Genomic DNA, 4,260 nt, shown 5'->3' with positions numbered 1-4,260 from the left:
TTTATATTCTTTTTTAGAGAACGATATTCCGATTATCATTCAGAAATCGGGAAACTGAGTCAATGGACAGTTCGTCCCATGGGCTCGGCATCATGCTTGGTTGGCTCACTAAGGCAACAGACGACTTTCAGGGGAAAATCCTGGATGACCACAATTTTCCAGGACCATAACCGGCAATGACAATAAAATTTGAGCTTAAAGCACCGATCCATAGCGAAATGGCTTAATCGGACTGGAATTTATTTGGTCGGATCGGCCCATCTAACAGGCCTTCCCTATGCGGCGACGGCATATCGTCACCGAACGTTCATGGCGGCGACACATGAAGGCTGCTACGACCCATCCTGTACTTCGCCGTCACAAGCCGGCGAACCCTTCAAAATCGCATGGGGGATAGGATGGATCGCACAAGGAAGCAGCGCGCCGGCCGTGCCATCGTCTGGCTTTCGGCCCTGGTCCTGGCGGCAACCGCCGCGGAACAGCGGGCCTGGGCCTGGGGCCACACCGGCCATGTCGAGATCGGCGAGATCGCTGCGCAGGCCCTGCCCGACACCATCAAGTCGATCCTGCGCACCGGCGGCTGGTCGGACGACTCGGAGACCGCCATTTCCGAATGGAATGCCGAACTCGACGTCTCCAAGGGTGCCGGCTCGATCCATGATTTCGAGCGGGATCCCGGGCATTTCGTGGATATCGACGATGCCGGGCTGGTGTTCGGCATCGTGCCGTTCAACGCCATGCCGGGATCGCGGCGCGATTTCGACACCGCCCTGCGCGCCGGCGGCCAGACGCAATACGGCACCGGCTACCTCTACTACAGCATGATCGATGGCTGGCAGCAGGTGCGGAAGGACTTCGCCTATGTCCGCGCCTACACCGTCGGCCTGCGCACCGCGTCGAACCGCGCCGACCGCGACTTCTTCGTGGAACAGCTGCAACTGCGCCGCAAGCTGCTGCTGCGCGACATCGGCGTCTGGGGCCATTACGTCGCCGATGGCAGCCAGCCGATGCATGTCTCGGTGCATTTCAACGGCTGGGGCAACTATCCCAACCCGAACAACTACACGACGGCACCGATCCACGCGCCGTTCGAGGGCACCTTCGTCAAGAGCTTCATCAGCGAACGCGCGATCCGCGCCGCCCTGCCCCGCTATCGCAACTGCAACTGCCAGATCGAGCAGCGGGTGCATGACTACCTGGCGACCACCCTGGCCACGATCGACCAGACCTACCAGCTGGCCCCGGGCAGCAACAACTACACCACGCCGAGCCCGCAGTCGGTCGTCTTCGTCACCCAGCGCCTGGCCGCCGGCGCAGCCGAGCTGCGCGACATGATCATCGATGCCTGGACGCAGAGCGCCACCGCGACGGTCGGTTTCCCCACGATCAACGTCAACGACATCGAATCCGGCAAGGTCCGGGTCAACCGCAACTCGTTCTGGAACGACTGACCGGACGGCCTGTGAGAGCCCCGCCGGTTCGCGCCGGCGGGGCTCCGCAGCCGGCTACGCTGCCGACAGGCCGGCCTCTTCATAGTGTCCGGCGGCCGGCATCACCGCGAACCGCCGGGATTTGAGCGACCAGGCGTAGTTGCCGACGATCCAGGCACGCAGGCCGAACAGATAGCGGCCGATATCGTCGCCCTCCCGGGCCAAGGCCCAGGCGAACTGCCCCGCCAGCCCGTCGAATTTGGCCAGCAGCTCGGCCACCATGGCGGCGGTCTTGCCGACGGCATCCTCCATCGAGCAGCCGGTCTTGGCCATCAGGATCGCGACCATGTTGTGATAATCGCCATGCCCCTTCTCCTTGGCGAAGGAGATGATGTCGTTCGACAGGGTGATGATCTCGCAGGCGATGTATTCGATCTGCCGGAGCGTCGGGTTTTCCCATGCCTCCGGGTCGAACGCGACGCCCAAGGTCGGGATCAGCACGTCGAAGCAGGTGTGGACTGCCCCGGTCTGCTGCCGGTGCGCCAGATACTCCTCCGCCGCAGGAATGTATTGGCGCCGCCGGTTCGAGGTTTCCCAGACATAGGATTCGAAATACTCCGCGACATGCGTCCGGAAACGCTGGCGCCATGCCGGCGACGTCCGCGGCCTGAGCCGGCGCCAGATATCGGCCAGGGCATCGCAGATCGGCATGGAAGGCCCTGCCATGGCCGGGCCGCCATCGAGGATCTTGAGCAGCCGTGCGCCCAGGGCCATGACGCTGTCCGGATCCACCCCGTCGGGGCCGTCGTCGAACTGGTCGTCGAATTCGAACAGCCAGGCCAGCCAGTCATGCACGGTCGCGAGGTCGGCCCGCGTTGCCCAGGGATGCGTCATCGCCGCCAGCAGCGGGATGTCGATGGCGGCGTGCTTGCGCTGCCGGTCGTCGCTGGCCGCCAACCCCACCTTGGGCAGCCAGTTGGCGGCATGCCGCCGAACGCTGTTGCCGTGTTGGTTGTCCGGCGGGCGCAGGCCCCAGCGGATCGCGTTCAACGCCTCTACTTCAAGAGTACTAACCACTATTGCCTCGCTGCCTGTGAATCAACAGTACTTGATCAAATTCGAACGCACTGGCGGATTATTCTTAATTGTTACTTTAGTAACATAAATCTGAATTGAAAAAACATGCATAGGCGGCATTGATGCATGCAGGGATGGAATGAAGGTTGCCGATGATGTCTGGCGACGGCCGGCGTTCAATTTAATCGACGGAATTTATGCTTATTGCCGTAATTTTATGTAATCCGGCCGATGATCGGAAAACGGCCTCGCGGTCGCGGGGAAGGGCCCGGCGGCGGCCTTCCGGCCCGCCGCCGACCCAAGGTCGGGTGGACGTCACCCCTGCCGGAACAGGGCCGCGACGATGGCCTCCGGCGCATCCTCCTGCACCAGATGGCCGGCATCGGGCACGCGGGTCAGTGCCCCACCGGTGAGCTTCGCTGCCAGGCGCTCACCTTGGGCGATCGGGATCCAGTGATCCTGCTCGCCCCACAGAATCTCGACCGGCCAGGGCATCGGGCCGTAGGATGGCTCGATCTCCTGGAGATAGCGGTCATGCATCTGCGCGATCTGGCGGTAGAAGGCGGGGCGGCCGACCGGGCCCTGCCAGGGCCGCATGTAGATCGCCAGCGCCTCCTCGGTCAGCGGACTGTGCGTCGAGGCCCCGATATAAGCCCGCAGCAGCGCGTCATGGGTGTAGTCCGGCAACCCCGCGAACGCCGCCTCATGCTTTGCCACATGCAGGAAGAAGGGCGAGCCGCAGGGCGACAGCGCCACCGGATCGATCAGGGTCAGGCGCCGGTAGCGGCAGCCGTCGAGATAATGGGCCCGCAGCACGGCCATGCCGCCGAAATCATGGGCCACCACGTCCGGCTCCTCCAGCCCCCATTCCTGCAGCAGGGCCGCGAACAGCGCGTTCTGGACGGAAGGCGACACATCCTGGCCGTCGCCCTGCTCCGACTGGCCATAGCCGAGCAGGTCGAAGACATGCACCCGCCACCGGCTCGCGGCCAGCGGCGCGATCCGGCGCCAGACCTGCGACGAGAACGGCGTGCCGTGCACCAGGACGAGCGGCGGCCCGTCGCCGAGCGCGCCCCAGGCCACGCTCTGACCGCGGAATGTGAAGCGCCGATCGAGAGTCAGCATGGATCTTCTCCTTGATAACCGTTATAACTTATTTAACGGTTACAGCTTGAGTTCGGTTCCCGGCAAGCGGGGAAGGAGCGATCGGTGGCGGCATGGCAGTGGCGGGCGGAGGATCTGGTCGGTGGTGACACCGTCCTCGATTTCCTCAACACGGTGGGCGACACCGGCAAAAGCCGGGTTGAGGAGCGCCTGGCGACCTGGGACGACGCCGTCGCCTGGGCGCGCTTCACCGGCGTCGTCGACGACCGGGACGCCGCGGGACTGATGGCCGGCCCGGATGACGGGGCCGAGTTGTTGCGACTGCGCGCGTTCCGGGAGGCGGCCTATCGGCTGCTCAGCGCCCGTGCCGCCGGATCGGCGCCCGAGGCCGATGCCTGCGACGCCGTCGAGGCGGAGATCCGCGCGGCGCTGGCGGCCTCCCGCCTGTCGGTCGAGGGCGGCGACGGCGTCTGGAGGCTGGCCGAGGATCGCACAGGACCGGAGTTGATCCGCCATCGCCTGGCACTACGGCTGTTGCAGCTGATGAGCGGGCCGGACCTGGAGCGCCTGCGGGAATGCGGCCGCTGCCCCTGGCTGTTCCTCGACCATGGCCGCGGCCGGGGGCGGAGCTGGTGCCGCATGGCGACTT

At 64.7% G+C, this 4,260-nt stretch carries 4 protein-coding genes; 2 read left to right on the top strand and 2 right to left on the bottom strand.

Annotated elements, in window-relative coordinates:
- The first annotated feature begins 398 nt into the window (after nt 1–398).
- Nucleotides 399–1,451 (top strand): hypothetical protein, encoded by a 1,053-nt coding sequence (locus AC3XYG_RS30070; protein ID WP_489143555.1) that lies wholly within the window; start codon nt 399–401, stop codon nt 1,449–1,451.
- Between the two features lie 54 nt (nt 1,452–1,505).
- Here the strand turns inward: AC3XYG_RS30070 and AC3XYG_RS30065 are convergent, their stop codons facing one another.
- Nucleotides 1,506–2,480, bottom strand: a complete 975-nt coding sequence (locus AC3XYG_RS30065) for a terpene synthase family protein (protein WP_489143554.1) — start codon at nt 2,478–2,480, stop codon at nt 1,506–1,508.
- A gap of 342 nt (nt 2,481–2,822) precedes the next feature.
- Entirely contained in the window at nt 2,823–3,632 is an 810-nt protein-coding gene (locus AC3XYG_RS30060; protein WP_489143553.1) for an alpha/beta fold hydrolase, read from the bottom strand.
- An 84-nt stretch (nt 3,633–3,716) separates the two neighbouring features.
- On the opposite strand from AC3XYG_RS30060, the gene AC3XYG_RS30055 reads away from it, so the two are divergent.
- The coding region (locus AC3XYG_RS30055) for a CGNR zinc finger domain-containing protein (protein WP_489143552.1) at nt 3,717–4,260 on the top strand (544 nt) is incomplete at its 3' end.

This window comes from Inquilinus sp. (assembly GCF_057815775.1).
Note: the sequence above shows the minus strand (reverse complement) of the source record. Positions and strands in the feature narration are given on the sequence as shown.

Excerpts from the sequence above, each read along its gene's own strand:
- AC3XYG_RS30060 (WP_489143553.1), bottom strand. The coding sequence starts at position 3,632 with ATGCTGACTCTCGATCGGCGCTTCACATTCCGCGGTCAGAGCGTGGCC.
- AC3XYG_RS30070 (WP_489143555.1), top strand. The coding sequence starts at position 399 with ATGGATCGCACAAGGAAGCAGCGCGCCGGCCGTGCCATCGTCTGGCTT.